This window comes from Psychrobacter fulvigenes, assembly GCF_904846155.1.
GTDB classification, from domain to species: domain Bacteria; phylum Pseudomonadota; class Gammaproteobacteria; order Pseudomonadales; family Moraxellaceae; genus Psychrobacter; species Psychrobacter fulvigenes.
In genome coordinates, this window is record NZ_CAJGZP010000001.1 from 1721566 (window position 1) to 1737987 (window position 16422).

A 16422-nucleotide genomic window follows, 5' to 3' on the forward strand; every position below is an offset into this window, starting at 1 on the left:
TCTTTAACCTTGTAACAATTAACCTTGCAATAACGAGATAACCTAATTTATGCCACTGCGTCCCATAGATGCTATTTTTGTGAATCCCGAAAGACGACGTTATGTCGTTTACTTTCGCGGTGAGCTGTGGCAATTGCCTCGCATGAAAATTGATTACGCCGCTTGGCAGCGTCGCCAACCGTATGATGGCGACATCAATACGCTGTACCTAAGTAGCAATCAAGCCATCGCTGATCCTATATTGGCGCAAAAGCTGCGCACTTTAAACTTGCCCGCCGCAGTACGTGGTAGTACACTTCCGCGCTTTGAGTCATGGTGGGCATTTCATGGTTTTGAATGGCTAAAAGAGCTACTGAATGCTGGCAAGTCGCCATTGGCTGCTCACCAATCAACCACCACAATACCCAGCTCAGATGACAAGGCTGCAAAAATCTCGGTAAAAAACGAGACAAATGACACTATTAATAATACTAACAACCCCTCTTCCTCTTCTGCAGAAACTGATGTCTTTGCCGATATGCTCGCAGACTTAACCAATGACGTGCTCAATCGTCACCGCTGATTTAACAATAGTAATCAGAGCAATTTATATATAACAAACCAACAGCCCTAATATTTGAATGTTCAACAGACCCCAATAAATGAGCCTTGCATCATGAAAGACCATAAGTTCCTACTAGCCATGCTAGTTTTGCTAATACTGATCATCTTTATTGGTATTTTTGCTTGGCTATGGAGCAACAATCGCAAGAATATAGACCCAATGCCAATTTCATTTAACGAAACTCGTGAAGAAACTATCGACAGTGAAGAGAATACGGAGAAGGTTGCTACTGATGTATTGCACCTACAAGCAGAGGACGATCTAAAGACCGCTCTGGATGATGTCATCGGCTATTTTGAGGCCCGTCATTCAAATGTGCAAGTCATCGCTCACTACGTTCCCACTTATCGCTTGATGACCTTGCCAGACACTTCTAACAGTCTGCCTTCTAAATACGCTGTCAACACCGACATTATCTTGGCCAATGATATATTGCCTGAAGAGCGCTTGTCGCCGCTACAGAATCTACTAAATGATGCTCAGAATGAAATTAATAATAATTCTGATACTATCAATAGCCTAGCACAAGACGATGTCGTAGCAGATAACATGACCGGCGATGATGAAGCCAGCGAGGCATCTGTTCAAAGTGACAATACACAGGCGCGTAAATTGATGTCCTTTAGCTATGCTCTCAAAGGCACTCAAGCAGTAGATGGTGTCATAGTGACAGATAACCCTGCTGCAGTCAGCTTTCGAAACTTTTTGCTATCAAGCATGGGACAAGATATCTTGAAACAGTATGACTGTGGCAATATTGAAGGCTATAGAAACACTCTTGATGATTTGTTCAATCCCACCTCACGTGCACAACCAACAGAAAATGAAAGCTCAGTAGAAGTTGCCGACGCGCTCAGTAATGGCGAATAAATACAAACCTTATCTATTTGGGTTTTATTAGTTGCTTTTATGACTGCTTTTTTCTACAATGTCACCCCACAATGCGCTTATAGCTCAACAGGATAGAGCAGTTGCCTCCTAAGCGATCGATCGGGGTTCGAGTCCCTGTAAGCGCACCAGTTAATATATGAATAACCCCAGAAATCCCTTGTAAGTCTTATACTACAAGGGTTTTTTATTAGGTGTCTGTTGAGATAGCAGCTGATATACTTTATATGTGTGCGAAAGATAATTGACTTTGTGCATTATGTGAACATGCTATGTGGAATAATACTTGGAGAAATAGTTTTGCGAGTAAGTGAATGTTCAAATGATATGACCTTCTCAGATAAATGCTAAACCTGACATTGCCTAACCTTTAGCGCTATCTACCCAAGAGAACGCTTCCAAAATGCGCATCCATTGATCGTCTAATCCTGCTTTTAGCAATAATGGCTCACCAGTGATCGGATGACTAAGCGCTAAACTCTGGGCATGCAGCAGCATACGCGTGCAACCATACTGACTACGAAAAAATCGATTGTGCTGTCCGTCTCCGTAGCTTGTATCACCCACGATGTGATGGAATACATGTCTCATGTGCCGACGCAGCTGATGCTTGCGCCCAGTCTTAGGTGTTAAGCGCACCAGACTATAGCGGCTGGTATCATGCTTTTTTGACACTGCAAATGGCAGCTCAACTTGTGCTAAGCTCTGCCAATGAGTCACTGCCTCTTTAGCGGGTTTGTCCAAGTCAGCAAACTTATCGGCGATGGCATCGGGCTTAAAGCTCAACGCATAATCAACGACTCCTTGCTCTGCCATATAGCCACGCACCACGGCTAAATACTGCTTGGTAACCTTGTGTTCCGCAAAAGCCTCGGTAAGGCTGCGCGCCACAGCTGAGCTCTTGGCAAACAACAACACGCCCGATGTCGGCCTGTCTAACCTATGCACTGGAAATACATGGCACCCGACTGCATCACGGGTGAGTTGCAAGGCAAAGCGCGTCTCGCCTTTATCCAGCCAACTGCGATGCACCAAGAGACCGGCTTCTTTGTTAATCGCCACCAGAAACTCATCTTCATAGATAATGTCTATTTGGTTAGCGGTGCCGCTTTCGATGTCCATGTTTTTAATGCCCTTACTTTAGATAGCTTGACTTTGAATCCTATAACTATGTATCTACTATCTTTGATATACCCTTTTCATCATATCGTGCCAAGAAATCTACAAAACTCCGATTTCAACGCTTACGTTCTGTAAAGCACCTTAACCACATGCCAGCCAAATTTGGTTTTCACTAAGTGTGGGGTGAATAGTTCGCCGTTAAAGCAGACTTTATCAAATGCCGGTACCATCTGACCTTTTGTAAACTCACCTAAGCTACCGCCCTTTTTACCTGATGGGCAGGTTGAGTGCTTTTTTGCCAGCACATCAAACTGCGCGCCTTTTTTGAGCTTGGCAATAATGTCTTCGGCCATCTCTTTGTCTTTTACTAAAATGTGTAATGCGCTAGCGGTACGAGCCATAATGTAAACCTTTCATATATTATCGATTATCGCGGCATTATATCACTACTTGCTTTGGTTACTAACCTCACTTGTATGCGCTACTTGTTCAAAAGTCATTTGGGATACTGTCGTTATCAAGAAATACAGATAGAAGTAATATCTTTATAATCAATACATCCCTGTTTTCATAGTCGATCCACTATAAAATAAATACAGTGCTACTGGGATGAATTTCATGCAGCCTCTGGAGTGACGCAGTCGCACAGCAAGCAAAGAAAATTTATACCAGTAGCACGCCGTAAAAGCTGTACTCTTTTTATTTATGACTCACTATAATAGTAGAGCAACCACCATAACGACATAGAAATTTAAAATTGATGAAAACCTTTATTTGACAGACTATCGTCTATTCTTGGTGGACGCACCATCATATATAGCAAAAACCCCTTATGGCACTTGGCCTATAAGGGGTTTTTGGTACGCATCGGTATCAATGTGGTGTTGTTAAAATCTCTCTACGCCTTTATGACAAAGATATAAATCAGACGCAGCCTAGACATATCGTTAAATCAAGCGATTAAATATGTAACCATGGAAATGGCTGCACAGTCACTGTGCTGCCTGATGTGACATTACCACTCTCTTGAGCCAATACTATAAAACAGTTGGCGCGGCTAAGCTGTTTTATCCGATGCGACTGCTGGCTGAAACAGCACTCAACTTGGTAGCTACCATCTTCAGCCTTTGACAGTATTCCTCTTTGAAAGTCCGTACGACCGACTGATTTTGTGATGTCATTGGTAAGTGTAGCCGCGAGAGTCAGCTGCATGGGTTGCTCTTGTATAGCAGCGCCAGACATTCTCCATAATGCTGGAATCACAAACTGTAGAGCGCCCACTACCGTTGATAACGGATTACCTGGTAAACCAAAGTATAAAACAGGCACCTCAACTTTTTGGCTCAGCTCACCAAACACGAAAGGTTTGCCGGGTTTCATCGCTACTTTATAATGATTTATTTGGCCCAACTGCTCCACTACCGTGGTCAAATAATCATAATCTCCGACCGAGACACCAGCGGTTGAGATTAATACATCGCATTTCTGCATGGCCTTAGTGACCACTTTGGTGATTTGATCTTTGTCATCAGCAATGATGCCGTAGTCATTAATGACGATTGGCAATGGCGCTAACAAGCTTTTGAGCGTTGGTGTGTTTGAGTTATATATTTGTGCTGAGCTTTTTAGCTTATCACCAAGCGCGACCAGTTCATCTCCAGTTGTCAGCAGCCCCACTGTGAGCGGCTTGAACACTTTTACTTTGCTGATACCAAGGTTAGCAAGTAAGCTGATATCAGCTGGGTTGATACGCTTACCTTGCTGTAGCACCAGTTCGTTTTGCTGTATCTCTTCTCCTTGCTTACGAATGTTCGCATCTGTCTCTGCCGCCTTTGACAAAATAATGTCATAAGGCTCGGTTTTATCGATACTGTCTTTGATATAAGCAAAATTAGTGTTTTCTTGCATGACAACCGTATCACAGCTATCTGGTACGACAGCTCCAGTGAAGATACGGATGCCTTGGCCTGCTTTGAGGGTTCCGGTATAAGGATCGCCTGCTTGTGACTCTCCAACGATCTCAATGATACCGCCTTTTGGCAGATCAGTTTTATGGGCAATAGCATAGCCATCCATTGCAGATATATTCTCTCTGGGCACAGGAAATGATGAAATAATGTATTCGGCCAATATCTGGTTAAGGCTGTCCGACAAATTAGAATTACTCACTGGCCTTTTAGCTATTGGAAAGTCATTTTGATTATAGCTATTTACTCGCTGCATGATTGCAGACCGTAACTGTTCAACAGTAATCATAAACGTATACTCTTTTGATTGACCATCAGCAAACGTACCTCAAAAGAGATACGCTCATATAAACTCCCTATCCACGGAATACATTTTCTTGCTCAAGCGTCATCTCAATACCTTCTATGTCTGCTTCATCTGCTAAGGTAAACAGATAATCGCACAGTGACTGATGAAAGGCTTGTTGGCTGAGCTTGTTGTGTATGGCTGGGCTGACTTGCTCGTAAGTCATTTGTATTCCTGGTTTTTTATCCAGTACATCGACGACGTGAAAACCATATCTGCTTTCGATGGGACTAGGCGCAAGCCCTGTATCCAACTTAAACAAAGTACCTTCAAACTCTGGCACGGTTTGTCCTTTACTCACAATCCCTAATTCGCCGCCTTGTTCTTTTGAAGGACAAGCAGAGTATTGCTGTGCCAATTGAATAAACTCAGCATTTGGGTTTGAGTCGTTTTTAATCTGTTCAATAAATTCGTAAGCGCTCTTTTTGAGCTTTAGTCTTTCATCACCATCTTCGGGTGGACAGGCTAATAATATATGGCGAACCGTCATAATAGGGTCTGTTTTGAAGTCAGCCATATTTTGCTGATAGTAGCGCTCGCACGTTGCCATATCAGGTATTGTCGCTTGAACGTTTTTGTCTATTAGCGCAGAGATCGCTTGCTCTTCATCTTTGTCCCATGCAGCCTCGCCAAGGCTTGGCTCATCCAGCACAGCCAGTCTTAATAATTCACGTACCACCAGTGCTTGAGTCGCCAAAAACACCGCGTCTTCTTTATTGGCGGCTGGGTGATACTGCAGCTCTTGCGCGATAGCCGTTCTATCGATCATGACGCCATTGACGAAGACAGAAGGCAGCTCATCTCGGCTAGAGGCGATGAGGTTCTTATGATTGCTACGCTCTTCTGCCATCGCTTTTTCGATGAATTCTTGATCAGAGTGCGGCTTTTTTAGATCCGCCAGTGTCGGCATGATACGCACGATATCATCACCATTACTCATGGGAATATTGTTGGTTGTAGTAGAAGTATGAGCGGCGTGGTTATGAGAGTTATTACCGTTGATACTGCTATTTGTATGGTCTGCTGGATTATAGGTACTGACGGTCATGGCTGATACTCCACTAAAAGTGCGTGTAATAAATAAGAATATGATAGAAATATAAAAATACTATTAAAACTTTGATTGACGATAAATGTATAAAATAAAGCAGCACTTAAAACCTTAATAATCATGCAACTTAGCTTTTTTAATAAGCCAGCTGTTTAATAAGCTCTCTCAGTGCCGCTTTATTGTTATTATTCACTGACAGGTTGTCAGTACTAAATACTAAGACAGCTCCAAGCTCATCTTAGGGCCAAACGGCTCATAATGAACGCTATCAAGACCGTGATCCAATCTCATCAAGCCATCGATAATGCTTTCCATAAACGGCATCGAACCACAGACATATATATCGGCAGGCATTGGTAAGTTCGCTAGCCAAGCTTCATCCAGTATTTGCCCTGATTCAAAATAGAAAACATGCTTCTCTAACGTGGTTGCAGATTCTAAGAGCTGATTCACCTGACTATCAAAGGCATGATGCTGTTCGTTTTGGCACGCATAAACCCAAACGATAGGTCGTTGTGGATTGGCAGTCACCTGCGCTTCTAACATCGATAAAATAGGCGTTACCCCGACCCCAGCGCTGATAAATACTATCGGAATCTCGTTTTGTTTGACCAGATCTTGATTGAGGGCAAAGTCGCCAGCAGGTGCGGATAATAAAACCGTGTCGCCTACTTCCAAATCGTCATGTAAGTGGTTAGAGACTAAGCCGTGGTGTTCATTACGGTTGTCGCGTCTGACCGCAAACTGAATGCCTTTATCCGTATTGGTTGAGCATAAAGAATAATGACGTAATGCCAGATGATCACTGTCCTTTGGATCTGTTTTTACCGTGATATATTGACCTGCTGTTAAAGTGAGTTTACTCAGGTCGATGTTTTGGGTGTTTTCTGCATCAGTATCCGCTGGTACTACGGTAAAGGCGGCAATATCAGTGGCGACTGCGACTTTTTCAGTGACTGTGAAAGGGACAAAACCTTGCCACATCTCCTGCTCATACATGCCCTTTTCTAGCTGAATAAAGACGTCCGCTATTTCATCATAAGCTTCGGTCCAAGCATCGATGATGTCGTCATTAGCTGCCTCTCCTAGCACTTGTTTGATAGCGCCAAGTAGATGCTTGCCAACGATAGGATAATGCTCTGGCAAGATTTGTAGGGCACGATGTTTATGGCTGATTTGGGTGACTTGCGGCAATAAAGTCGCTAGGTTTTCTAGATGCTTGGCAGCCGCTAACACCGTCATCGCCAAGGCAGTCTGTTGACGACCTAGCTTTTGATTGGTCTCATTAAATATGTCTAACAGCTCAGGATGCTCGTCAAACATATTTTGATAAAACACGGTGGTAATCGCCGTCCCATGCTCTTCAAGTACAGGTACCGTTGCTTTTACGATTTCTATGGTTTTTGGTGAGGCCATTATGTCTCTCTTAGTGAATCATCACATTGATAAGTTAGGGAATCTTTATTAAATATTTAAGTTCAGGGCTTAGGTTAAAGTACGACTACTGCTAGCAACCTCGATTGGACTTTTTAGGCAGTCATTAAACTTTCATAAGTTGAACAATCAGAATATTACCATAAGATTCATTTTAAATGAACCTTATGGTATCCCCCTCAGAACTTCAATGCTGTATCACTGTTGTGACTATTTCTATTACCAGTGTTTCTGTCACTATTGTCTTACTGTGATTTCTTTTGTCTAACGATCTGATAGCGGCGACCAGAGTACCAAACTGGCGCACTAATGATATGAATCAGTCGTGTGAATGGGAAAATCATGATAAGAGTAATACCTAGGACTATATGCAGCTGATAAATCAAGTCCGCTTGCTCGATACGTGCTGCTGCATGCCATGGTCTTAAGATAGTAATATCCTGTGCCCAGCCCGCTAAGTTCATCATCGTATAACCATCTAAATGCTGCACAGAGGTAAAGATGGATATCAAACCTAAGTTCAGCTGCACAAATAACAGTACCAGTACCATCTTGTCCGAAAAAGACGAGGTATTAGAGATACGATCGTCAGTGAAGCGTCGCCACAGTAGCATCGCCAATCCAATCCAGCAGAACACGCCTGCGATACCACCGACCACGACTGCTAAGATTTGTTTGTTCCCTGCACTGATGAATCTGTCATACAAAAAGTGTGGGGTTAACATACCGAATAGATGTCCCAAAAGCACCACAATGATACCAACATGGAACAGGTTGCTTGCCCAGCGCATGTTTTTGGTTCTTAGCATCTGGGTAGAGCCTGTCTTCCACGAATACTGAGATAAATCAAAACGTACCCAAGTACCAACAATAGCGATAGCCAATGCAATATAGGGATAGACGCCAAAAAGGAATATCTGCAGCCAATTTAGATTGGCTAAAGACTGTACACCAGGATCTGCAATATTCATGTCCTTTCTCCTTATGACTGTTTGACCGGCTGGTTGGTTTTAAAATCGACCCAATGCACAGGGGCATCAACCATATTTGCTGCAGACTTATTAACGCCAGCTTTCGCAGCAAGATTTAGGGTACTCGTCTGTGAGGGGCAGCGCTCTTCTTGTTGCGCATCTAAGAAGGTGACGACTTCTTCTTCCCATTCTTTATCTAAGGCATCAAAGCTGTCATCACGCTTCTCTTTACTGACTTTTTCTTGATACTCCTCCACCACATCGAGCGGCTTGCCAGCAATCTGCAGTAGCGCATTGAAGCAGCCCTGATAGACACTGCCGCGATCGACAAGCCTTGCCGCTAATAAAGCAATGATATGACTCACATCAGCAATATCCATACGAATCTGAATATCATCGTTAATGACGGTCGCTTGATAGGCCAAAAACTCTAAATATAAAGGCAGATAATCTGGCAGCTCTTTGATACTAATGTCAAACCCAGCATCGGAGTATTGATTCATCAAATCGACCATGGCTTGCCCGCGGTCGCGAGACTCACCATGGACATGCTCAAACAACCAAAGCGATAAAGAACGACCACGCTCAAACAGACCATCATAGCGCGCTTGCGCTTCAAGAGAGCCTGTCTCTATTAAGTCTTCAATCAAGTCGATGATCTGCGCGCGCACGTCTGGGCTAATCAAAGTCGATGTCGCCACAATCTGTGCACAATCAGCGAGCGTGTCGCCAGTAAACAGCTCATTACTTGGATAGTCTATGAGTAAGCTCAACACCTTTAATAGCTTAAGCTCCGAGGGTCCGATAGTAGCAGGAGCAGTAGGCTCGTTTACTACGCTGTTCATAGACTGAGGATTATGTAACTGAGTAGCTTGCATCTTACGACTCCCACTTTTGTACAGTGTCAATAAAATCACGACGGTTGGCTTTGCGTTGTCCAAACATACTGTTGTCAGAATGTCCCGAACAGCCTTCACCGAAACTAAAACCACAGCCATTACGCTCTGCAAAGGCATCACTTAACGCCTCTTCACGATGCGCCGTTGGGATGACAAAGCGATCTTCAAAGTTGGCAATGGCCAAATAACGATACATCTCTTCTACTTGGTGTTTGGTCAGACCAACTTCATCCAAGATGCTTTGTACCTCTTGCTTTTCGACCAGTTGCATACGCTTGTAGCTACGCATAGCAAGTAGACGCTTTAGTGCCAAACGTACTGGCTCTTCATCGCCTGCTGTGAGCATATTGGCAAGATAACGCAGTGGAATACGTAAGCTGTCTACATCTGGAATCAAGCCGTCCATACCGACTTTGCCAGCTTCGGCCGCATTCTGAATCGGTGACAATGGCGGTACATACCAAACCATTGGCAAGGTGCGATATTCAGGATGTAGCGGCAGTGCCAGTTTCCAGTCCATCGCTAGCTTGTAGACAGGTGAGCGCTGGGCTGAATCAATCACCGACTGCGGCACGCCGTCTTTTAACGCTTGTGCGATCACGACAGGGTCATTCGGATCTAAAAACACATCCAACTGCGCCTGATAGAGATCCTGCTCATTTGGAGTACTGGCTGCTTCGGCGATTTTGTCCGCATCATAGAGCAGCACGCCTAGATAGCGGATACGACCGACACAAGTCTCAGAACAGACGGTTGGCAGGCCAGCTTCAATACGTGGGTAACAAAAAGTACATTTTTCCGACTTGCCCGACTTCCAGTTGTAGTAGATCTTTTTGTACGGGCAGCCTGAGATACACATACGCCAGCCGCGACATTTGTCTTGATCAATCAGTACGATGCCGTCTTCTTCACGCTTATAGATCGCCCCACTAGGGCATGACGCCACACAGGTAGGGTTCAAGCAATGCTCGCAAAGACGAGGCAGATACATCATAAATGTGTTTTCGTACTGCCCATAAATATCCGCTTGGATATCATCAAAGTTCTTATCTTTACGGCGCTTTTCAAACTCCGACCCTAGGATTTCTTCCCAGTTCGGACCCCACTCAATCTTTTGCATACGCTTGCCGGTGATCGCAGAGCGTGGGCGCGCGATAGGCTGGTGGTTACTGATAGGCGCGGTATGTAGATGCTGATAGTCAAAATCAAACGGCTCATAATAGTCATCAATCTCTGGCAAATCAGGGTTGGCAAAGATATTTGCCAACACTCTGAATTTACCACCGATGCGCGGGTTTATGCTGCCGTTGGCATTACGTATCCAACCGCCCTTCCATTTGGTTTGGTTTTCCCACTCTTTGGGATAGCCGATACCTGGCTTGGATTCAACGTTGTTGAACCACGCATATTCCATGCCTTCACGGCTGGTCCAAACGTTTTTGCAGGTGACTGAGCAGGTGTGACAACCGATACATTTATCAAGGTTTAGCACCATGCCTACTTGTGAACGAATTTTCATGGATCTGTGCTCCGAATATTAGTAGAGAAAATGCCTTTACCCATCAATGCTGGTTGGCAATGGACGTGGTAATGCGTTATCTGGCTTGTCTTCTAACCAGTCGATTTTTGACATCTTACGGATCACGACAAACTCATCACGGTTACAACCCACGGTGCCATAGTAGTTAAAGCCATAAGACTGCTGCGCGTAGCTACCAATCATATGGGTCGGCTTAAGGATAGTACGTGTCACCGAGTTATGGATACCGCCGCGAGTGCCTGTCTGCTCAGAGCCTGGAATGTTGACCAGCTTTTCTTGCGCGTGGTACATCATCACCATGCCTTCTTTGACCCGCTGACTGACGACAGCGCGAGCGGTGATAGCACCGTTGGCATTGAACAGCTCAATCCAGTCATTATCGACGATGCCTGCTTTTTGGGCATCGACTTCTGACATCCAAACACAAGGGCCACCGCGACTGAGCGTCAACATCAATAGGTTTTCGGAGTAAGTACTGTGGATGCCCCATTTTTGGTGCGGCGTTAAGAAGTTCAGTACGATCTCTTTATTACCATTAGGCTTGACGTTTTCGACAATATCAGTGGTTTTGGTATCAATTGGTGGACGATACTGCTGCATCTGCTCACCGAATGCCTGCATCCAAGGGTGATCTTGATAAAACTGCTGGCGGCCAGTAATCGTACGCCAAGGGATCAGCTCATGGACGTTGGTATAACCCGCGTTATAGCTTACCTCATCAGACTCAATACCTGACCACGTTGGGCTAGAGATGATCTTGCGTGGCTGCGCGACGATGTCTTTAAAGCGAATCTTCACATGCTCGCTAGATACCGCAAGATGGGTATGGTCGCGACCTGTAAACTCAGACAGTGCTGCCCATCCTTTGACTGCGACATGACCATTGGTCTCAGGAGCCAGCATCAAGATAGTCTCAGAGGCATGAACGGCGGTGCTAATCTGCGGGCGTCCTTCAGAAACACCAGGATCAGTGACACGGTAGTTAAGGTCGCCTAACTGCTTGACCTCAGTTTTCATATCCCAATTCAAACCTTTTGAGCCATTGCCTAGTTTTTCTAAGGCAGGGCCAAGCGAGGTGAACTTCTTATAAGTGCTCGGATAGTCACGCTCAATGACCTTGATCATTGGACAGTTTTTACCAGGTACTGGTTTTTCACCCGCTGTTTTCCAGTCGGTACCACCAAACGGCTGTGCAAGCTCGCCTGGGGTGTCATGTTGCATCGGTAGGGTGACGACATCCGTCTCAACCCCTAAGTGACCTTTTGAGACTTCAGAGAAGCTCTTGGCGATGCCTTTATAAATCTCCCAATCCGTTTTGGATTCCCATGCAGGGTCAGTCGCTGCGGTTAATGGGTGAATAAACGGATGCATGTCTGAGGTATTCATGTCATCTTTTTCGTACCATGTTGCCGTTGGCAGCACGATGTCAGAGTACAGACAGGTCGATGACATACGGAAGTCTAAGGTGACAACCAAGTCCAGCTTGCCGGTTGGGCCTTTTTCTACCCAATCCACTTCTTTTGGTTGCAAGTGACCTGCAGGGTTCTCATCATTCAATAGGCCGTTTTTGGTGCCCAAGAAATAATGCAGCATATACTCATGACCTTTACCCGATGAGCCCAATAGGTTTGAGCGCCAGATAAACATATTACGAGGGAAGTTCGCAGGGTTGTCTGGTGACTCACAAGCGAAGCGTAAGCTGCCTTCATGTAGCGAGTCCACTACATACTCTTCTACATCCTTGCCACTTTTCTTCGCTTCAGCAGCGATGGTCAGTGGGTTACGGTTCAGCTGCGGCGCCGATGGCAACCAACCTGCACGCTCTGCTTGAATGTTGTAATCAAGCATATGCTCAGGGAAGAACTTTTTATCAACGAGTGGCGATAGTATGTCGTGGGCAGAGATACTCTCATGACGCCACTGTGAGCTATGATTATAGAAAAAGCTCGTACCATTCATATGACGTGGCGGACGATGCCAATCAAGCGCAAATGCTAATGGCAACCAGCCCGTCTGTGGACGTAGTTTTTCTTGGCCAACATAATGCGCCCAGCCGCCACCTGACTTGCCGATACAGCCGCACAGCATCAGCATGTTGATGACACCGCGATAGTTCATATCGAGGTGATACCAGTGGTTCATGCCCGCGCCAATGATGATCATGGATTTGCCATGCGTCTTATGGGCGTTTTCAGCGAACTCACGCGCGACTTGGATGATGCGCTCACGGCTAACACCTGTGATCACTTCTTGCCATGCAGGGGTACCTGGCACGGTAGCATCATTATAATCATCAGTGGCATGCTCGCCACCAACGCCATTATCGACCCCAAGGTTGGCAACCGTTAAGTCAAATACGGTCGCGACGATAGCGGTCGTGCCATCAGCCAGTTGTATGGTTTTACAAGGAACCGTTTTTTGTTGAATTGGTTCGCCTGGTACTGAGGTGAAGTGCGGATGATCGACATGACCAAAGTAGTCAAAGCCGACTACGCAAGTCTCGCCGCTGTCTTTTAGCGTGAGCGTCAGATCAATCTCTGCGCCTGTGGTACCGTTCTTGCTTTCTAGGTTCCACTTGCCCTTCTCTCCCCAGCGATAACCGATAGAGCCAAGTGGCGATACGAGCTCACCATCATGGTTAAGTCCGATGGTTTTCCATTCTGGGTTATTTTCTTGACCCAAATCTTCCACCAAGTCAGAAGCACGTAGATAGCGACCAGCACGGCGCGCGCCTTCTTCACCCTCTAACATGACCAAAATAGGTAGATCGGTATAACGCTTAGCATAATCTAAGAAATAGTCGCTTGGCTGCTTGAGATAAAACTCTTTGATAATGACGTGACAAAACGCTTGCGCAACAGCCGCATCAGTACCTTGCTTTGGGTTTAGCCATAAGTCGGTAAGCTTAGACACTTCCGCGTAGTCAGGCGTGATAGAGACTGTCTTAGTACCTTTATAGCGCACTTCGGTGAAGAAATGCGCATCTGGTGTACGCGTTTGCGGAACGTTAGAGCCCCAAGCAATGATGTAGTCAGAATTGTACCAATCGGCTGATTCTGGCACGTCTGTTTGCTCGCCCCAAACCATTGGCGAGGCTGGTGGCAAGTCGCAATACCAGTCATAAAAAGACAAGCAAGTACCGCCGATAAGCGACAGATAACGACTACCAGCTGCATAGCTCACCATCGACATCGCAGGAATAGGAGAAAACCCAATAATACGGTCAGGACCAAAAGTCTTGGCGGTATAGACGTTACTAGCAGCGATGATTTCATTCACCTCAGCCCACGTCGAACGGATAAATCCGCCCAGACCGCGCTTAGACTTATATTGCTCTGCTTTGACAGGATCTTCGACGATACTGCCCCATGCATCTACAGGATCTGGATATTGTCCTTTGGCTTCGCGCCATAGTTTCAATAACGGCTTGCGCACTTTTGGGTACTTGACGCGGTTGGCAGAGTACATATACCAGCTATAGCTTGCGCCGCGAGGACAGCCACGTGGCTCATGGTTTGGCAGGTCTGGACGGGTTTCTGGATAGTCTGTTTGCTGAGTTTCCCAAGTAACTAGGCCGTTTTTGACATAGATCTTCCATGAGCAAGAGCCAGTACAGTTGACACCATGGGTCGAGCGCACCACCTTGTCATACTGCCAGCGGCTGCGATAGGAGTTTTCCCACTCACGAGATTCATCACGCGTCTCGCCATGCCCATCGGCGAACTCTCCTTTTTTGCGTTTAAAAAAGCGGAATTGGTCGAGTAAATGACTCATTTTGCTATCCTCTATTTTGTGACCTAGGGTGTATTTAGAGCTGGGCGTATAAAGACGAATACAGAGTCTCTACTGTGTGCCGAAAAGCTGTAAATATTGCTTTAATTAATGCTGCTTTGTTTAATACTGTTTCGATATCATCATTCTAAATAAGCGGCGATAGTCTTACTATCATCTAACATGAGCAGAGCACTACCCCCTAAGTAGTAGTCAAAAATATACTTTTGGTAAAAACACTCCAGTCAAAAACCCAACCAAATATATTGAAAACATCCAACAGCGCTCGTTTTTGATAGCTCAGCACCTCGCAAACAAACAAAAAAAAGTGCGACTCACCTCAGCAAGTAGCACTTTTGAAACTTTTAAGCAGGATGTTTTGGACCATACCCTCTTTTAGAATAATGGATTTAGCATGGAATCTCAGCGTTACCGCGGCTGTAATACCACCAAGTCAAAACGATACAGAGAATATAAAAGACGATTAATGCGATGAACGTCCCATTCACCCCTAAGCCTGAGCCAAACATCTTCGGCACAAAGAATGCACCATACGCAGCAATGGCAGCGGTAAAGCCAACCACAGCAGCAGACTCTTTTCGTATCTCGACAAACAGCTCTTCAGTACCAACCTTACTAGGCTTAAGCCGCTCTAAAAAAGTCTTAAAAATAACAGGTATCATACTAAAGGTAGAGCCGTTACCAATGCCTGTGGTAATGAACAGCACCATAAAGGAGATGAAATAACCACCAAAGCTGCCTGCATGGCTTTCACTAGGTAAGAAGTACATCACCGACATGACTGCTAATACCATGACGATATAGTTCCAAAAGGTCACTCTAGCGCCGCCTACTTTATCAGCGATCCAACCACCTAATGGACGAAACAACGCGCCTACTAACGGGCCTAAAAAGGCAAACTTCAGCGCATTGATTTCAGGAAAAGAGCTTTTGATCAGCATCGGAAATGCCGCTGAAAACCCAATAAACGAGCCAAAAGTAGCCATATAAAGGATACACATGATCCAGTTGTGCTTACGCTTAAAGATAACCGACTGGTCTTTAAAAGACGCTTTGGCAGATGAGATGTCATTCATCATGAACCATGCAGCGACAGATATAAACACAATAAACGGCACCCAAATAAAGCCAGCATTTTGCAGATAAAGCTCTTTTCCCGCTGCCGTTATTTGAGGCGCGCCGCCCAATGCACCAAATATGCCAAGGCCAATGACTACAGGCACCACAAACTGCATGACTGACACGCCTAGGTTACCAAGTCCGGCGTTGAGACCAAGTGCTGTGCCTTGTTTGGCTTTAGGATAAAAGAAGGAGATGTTGGACATCGACGATGAGAAGTTAGCGCCACCCAAGCCGCATAACAGCGCAATAATGGCAAAGACACTGAAGGGGGTTTCGGGGTTTTGTACCGCAAAACCCATCCATAATGCTGGGATTAATAACGAGGCCGTAGATATCGCTGTCCAACGTCTGCCACCAAATATCGGCACCATAAAAGAGTAAAATATGCGCAGCGTCGCGCCTGTCAATCCAGGCAGCGCCGCTAGCCAAAACAGTTGACCATCATCAAACGCAAAGCCAATCTCTGGTAGGTTTACAATGACTGCACTCCATACCATCCACACGGCAAAGGCAAGTAACAGTGCAGGTATCGAGACCCACAAGTTGCGATTGGCGACTTTGTTACCACCTCCTTCCCAAAACTCTTCTACTTCAGGCCGCCAATCAGTAATGAGCTTGCCGCCTTTTACATTGTATTTACTGCCCATGTTATTCCTCACTTAGTATCGTCTATGCTTGGTTATGAT

At 45.4% G+C, this 16422-nt stretch carries 12 protein-coding genes and 1 tRNA gene; 3 read left to right on the top strand and 10 right to left on the bottom strand.

Features of this window, described 5'->3' with window-relative positions:
• Positions 1–49: 49 nt before the first annotated feature.
• From JMX03_RS07330 to JMX03_RS07340, 3 genes are all read left to right on the top strand, one after another.
• Complete coding sequence (locus tag JMX03_RS07330; RefSeq protein ID WP_201595705.1) at positions 50–562, top strand: hypothetical protein; 513 nt, start codon at positions 50–52, stop codon at positions 560–562.
• A gap of 93 nt (positions 563–655) precedes the next feature.
• A complete protein-coding gene (locus tag JMX03_RS07335) occupies positions 656–1474 on the top strand; it encodes a hypothetical protein (RefSeq protein ID WP_201595708.1) in 819 nt (272 codons plus the stop codon).
• Positions 1475–1547: 73 nt separating this feature from the next.
• Positions 1548–1623 (top strand) — tRNA-Arg (locus JMX03_RS07340).
• 232 nt (positions 1624–1855) lie between these two features.
• Here the strand turns inward: JMX03_RS07340 and truC are convergent.
• The 10 genes from truC to JMX03_RS07390 all read right to left on the bottom strand — a co-directional run bounded on the left by truC (position 1856) and on the right by JMX03_RS07390 (position 16383).
• Entirely contained in the window at positions 1856–2614 is a 759-nt protein-coding gene (truC, locus tag JMX03_RS07345) for a tRNA pseudouridine(65) synthase TruC (RefSeq protein ID WP_201595711.1), read from the bottom strand.
• 122 nt (positions 2615–2736) lie between these two features.
• Positions 2737–3015 (bottom strand): peptidylprolyl isomerase PpiC, encoded by a 279-nt coding sequence (ppiC, locus tag JMX03_RS07350; RefSeq protein ID WP_201595714.1) that lies wholly within the window; start codon positions 3013–3015, stop codon positions 2737–2739.
• Between the two features lie 559 nt (positions 3016–3574).
• Positions 3575–4870 (bottom strand): molybdopterin molybdotransferase MoeA, encoded by a 1296-nt coding sequence (locus JMX03_RS07355; RefSeq protein WP_201595717.1) that lies wholly within the window; start codon positions 4868–4870, stop codon positions 3575–3577.
• A 67-nt stretch (positions 4871–4937) separates the two neighbouring features.
• Positions 4938–5975, bottom strand: a complete 1038-nt coding sequence (locus tag JMX03_RS07360; RefSeq protein WP_201595719.1) for a peptidylprolyl isomerase — start codon at positions 5973–5975, stop codon at positions 4938–4940.
• Positions 5976–6194: 219 nt separating this feature from the next.
• Complete coding sequence (locus JMX03_RS07365) at positions 6195–7394, bottom strand: globin domain-containing protein (protein ID WP_201595722.1); 1200 nt, start codon at positions 7392–7394, stop codon at positions 6195–6197.
• Between the two features lie 263 nt (positions 7395–7657).
• Positions 7658–8383 (bottom strand): respiratory nitrate reductase subunit gamma, encoded by a 726-nt coding sequence (gene narI, locus JMX03_RS07370; RefSeq protein ID WP_201595725.1) that lies wholly within the window; start codon positions 8381–8383, stop codon positions 7658–7660.
• An 11-nt stretch (positions 8384–8394) separates the two neighbouring features.
• On the bottom strand, positions 8395–9228 hold the full coding sequence (gene narJ, locus JMX03_RS07375; RefSeq protein WP_227695916.1) for a nitrate reductase molybdenum cofactor assembly chaperone: 834 nt from the start codon (positions 9226–9228) through the stop codon (positions 8395–8397).
• A gap of 34 nt (positions 9229–9262) precedes the next feature.
• Positions 9263–10801 carry a nitrate reductase subunit beta gene (gene narH / locus JMX03_RS07380; protein WP_201595731.1) on the bottom strand — a complete coding sequence of 513 codons (1539 nt, stop codon included), beginning with the start codon at positions 10799–10801 and terminating at the stop codon, positions 9263–9265.
• Between the two features lie 36 nt (positions 10802–10837).
• Complete coding sequence (locus JMX03_RS07385) at positions 10838–14596, bottom strand: nitrate reductase subunit alpha (protein WP_201595734.1); 3759 nt, start codon at positions 14594–14596, stop codon at positions 10838–10840.
• 407 nt (positions 14597–15003) lie between these two features.
• Positions 15004–16383, bottom strand: coding sequence for a NarK family nitrate/nitrite MFS transporter (locus JMX03_RS07390; protein WP_201595737.1), 1380 nt, complete (start codon positions 16381–16383; stop codon positions 15004–15006).
• Between the last annotated feature and the right edge of the window lie 39 nt (positions 16384–16422).

What these genes read in the sequence shown, in the direction of transcription:
- JMX03_RS07360 (WP_201595719.1), bottom strand. Translation starts at nt 5,975, where the DNA reads ATGACCGTCAGTACCTATAATCCAGCAGACCATACAAATAGCAGTATC.
- JMX03_RS07365 (WP_201595722.1), bottom strand. Translation starts at nt 7,394, where the DNA reads ATGGCCTCACCAAAAACCATAGAAATCGTAAAAGCAACGGTACCTGTA.
- narH (WP_201595731.1), bottom strand. Translation starts at nt 10,801, where the DNA reads ATGAAAATTCGTTCACAAGTAGGCATGGTGCTAAACCTTGATAAATGT.
- narJ (WP_227695916.1), bottom strand. Translation starts at nt 9,228, where the DNA reads ATGAACAGCGTAGTAAACGAGCCTACTGCTCCTGCTACTATCGGACCC.
- narI (WP_201595725.1), bottom strand. Translation starts at nt 8,383, where the DNA reads ATGAATATTGCAGATCCTGGTGTACAGTCTTTAGCCAATCTAAATTGG.
- ppiC (WP_201595714.1), bottom strand. Translation starts at nt 3,015, where the DNA reads ATGGCTCGTACCGCTAGCGCATTACACATTTTAGTAAAAGACAAAGAG.
- JMX03_RS07385 (WP_201595734.1), bottom strand. Translation starts at nt 14,596, where the DNA reads ATGAGTCATTTACTCGACCAATTCCGCTTTTTTAAACGCAAAAAAGGA.
- JMX03_RS07355 (WP_201595717.1), bottom strand. Translation starts at nt 4,870, where the DNA reads ATGATTACTGTTGAACAGTTACGGTCTGCAATCATGCAGCGAGTAAAT.
- JMX03_RS07330 (WP_201595705.1), top strand. Translation starts at nt 50, where the DNA reads ATGCCACTGCGTCCCATAGATGCTATTTTTGTGAATCCCGAAAGACGA.
- JMX03_RS07335 (WP_201595708.1), top strand. Translation starts at nt 656, where the DNA reads ATGAAAGACCATAAGTTCCTACTAGCCATGCTAGTTTTGCTAATACTG.
- JMX03_RS07390 (WP_201595737.1), bottom strand. Translation starts at nt 16,383, where the DNA reads ATGGGCAGTAAATACAATGTAAAAGGCGGCAAGCTCATTACTGATTGG.
- truC (WP_201595711.1), bottom strand. Translation starts at nt 2,614, where the DNA reads ATGGACATCGAAAGCGGCACCGCTAACCAAATAGACATTATCTATGAA.